Below are 1,767 nucleotides of genomic sequence, written 5' to 3' on the forward strand. Positions count from 1 at the left end.
GTCCTTTGAAAACTGAACAAAGTTTCGTAAATGTGATAGGGTCTTCGATCTTGAATCGAAGAGAATTAAAACATTGCGAAGTCAATTCGCTAGTAACAACAAATCGAGCTATTCAAACAGCTCATCTTATATGAGAGTTTGATCCTGGCTCAGGATGAACGCTGGCGGCGTGCCTAATACATGCAAGTCGAACGAGGTTTAATGGATTGAGTTCTTCGGAATAATTTCTTTTGAACCGAGTGGCGGACGGGTGAGTAACACGTGGGTAACCTGCCCTCAAGCAGGGGATAACATTTGGAAACAGATGCTAATACCGTATAATCCCAGAGACCGCATGGTCTCTGGTTGAAAGGCGGCTTTCGAGCTGTCACTTGAGGATGGACCCGCGGCGCATTAGCTAGTTGGTGAGGTAAAGGCCCACCAAGGCAGTGATGCGTAGCCGACCTGAGAGGGTGATCGGCCACATTGGGACTGAGACACGGCCCAAACTCCTACGGGAGGCAGCAGTAGGGAATCTTCCACAATGGACGAAAGTCTGATGGAGCAACGCCGCGTGAGTGAAGAAGGTTTTCGGATCGTAAAACTCTGTTGTTGGAGAAGAACGTGTGTGAGAGTAACTGTTCATGCAGTGACGGTATCCAACCAGAAAGCCACGGCTAACTACGTGCCAGCAGCCGCGGTAATACGTAGGTGGCAAGCGTTATCCGGATTTATTGGGCGTAAAGCGAGCGCAGGCGGTTTCTTAAGTCTGATGTGAAAGCCTTCGGCTTAACCGAAGAAGTGCATCGGAAACTGGGAAACTTGAGTGCAGAAGAGGACAGTGGAACTCCATGTGTAGCGGTGAAATGCGTAGATATATGGAAGAACACCAGTGGCGAAGGCGGCTGTCTGGTCTGTAACTGACGCTGAGGCTCGAAAGCATGGGTAGCGAACAGGATTAGATACCCTGGTAGTCCATGCCGTAAACGATGAATGCTAGGTGTTGGAGGGTTTCCGCCCTTCAGTGCCGCAGCTAACGCATTAAGCATTCCGCCTGGGGAGTACGACCGCAAGGTTGAAACTCAAAGGAATTGACGGGGGCCCGCACAAGCGGTGGAGCATGTGGTTTAATTCGAAGCAACGCGAAGAACCTTACCAGGTCTTGACATCTTTTGACCATCTGAGAGATCAGATTTTCCCTTCGGGGACAAAATGACAGGTGGTGCATGGTTGTCGTCAGCTCGTGTCGTGAGATGTTGGGTTAAGTCCCGCAACGAGCGCAACCCTTATGACTAGTTGCCAGCATTCAGTTGGGCACTCTAGTAAGACTGCCGGTGACAAACCGGAGGAAGGTGGGGACGACGTCAAATCATCATGCCCCTTATGACCTGGGCTACACACGTGCTACAATGGCCGGTACAACGAGTTGCTAACCCGCGAGGGTACGCTAATCTCTTAAAGCCGGTCTCAGTTCGGACTGTAGGCTGCAACTCGCCTACACGAAGTCGGAATCGCTAGTAATCGCGGATCAGCATGCCGCGGTGAATACGTTCCCGGGCCTTGTACACACCGCCCGTCACACCATGAGAGTTTGTAACACCCGAAGCCGGTGGGGTAACCCGTAAGGGAGCTAGCCGTCTAAGGTGGGACAGATGATTAGGGTGAAGTCGTAACAAGGTAGCCGTAGGAGAACCTGCGGCTGGATCACCTCCTTTCTAAGGATAGGGCCTTTGGCCCACGGAAACCTATCGCATGAAACTTTGTTTAGTTTTGAGAGGATTACTCTCA

General features: G+C 51.2%; 1 rRNA gene. It reads left to right on the forward strand.

The window, feature by feature from the left end:
• Window positions 1-126 precede the first annotated feature (126 nt).
• Window positions 127-1,694: ribosomal RNA gene (locus tag EKM88_RS13070) — 16S ribosomal RNA — on the forward strand.
• Window positions 1,695-1,767 lie beyond the last annotated feature (73 nt).

Origin of the sequence: Lacticaseibacillus daqingensis (assembly GCF_003946115.1) — a bacterium.
Classification (GTDB): Bacteria; Bacillota; Bacilli; order Lactobacillales; family Lactobacillaceae; genus Lacticaseibacillus; species Lacticaseibacillus daqingensis.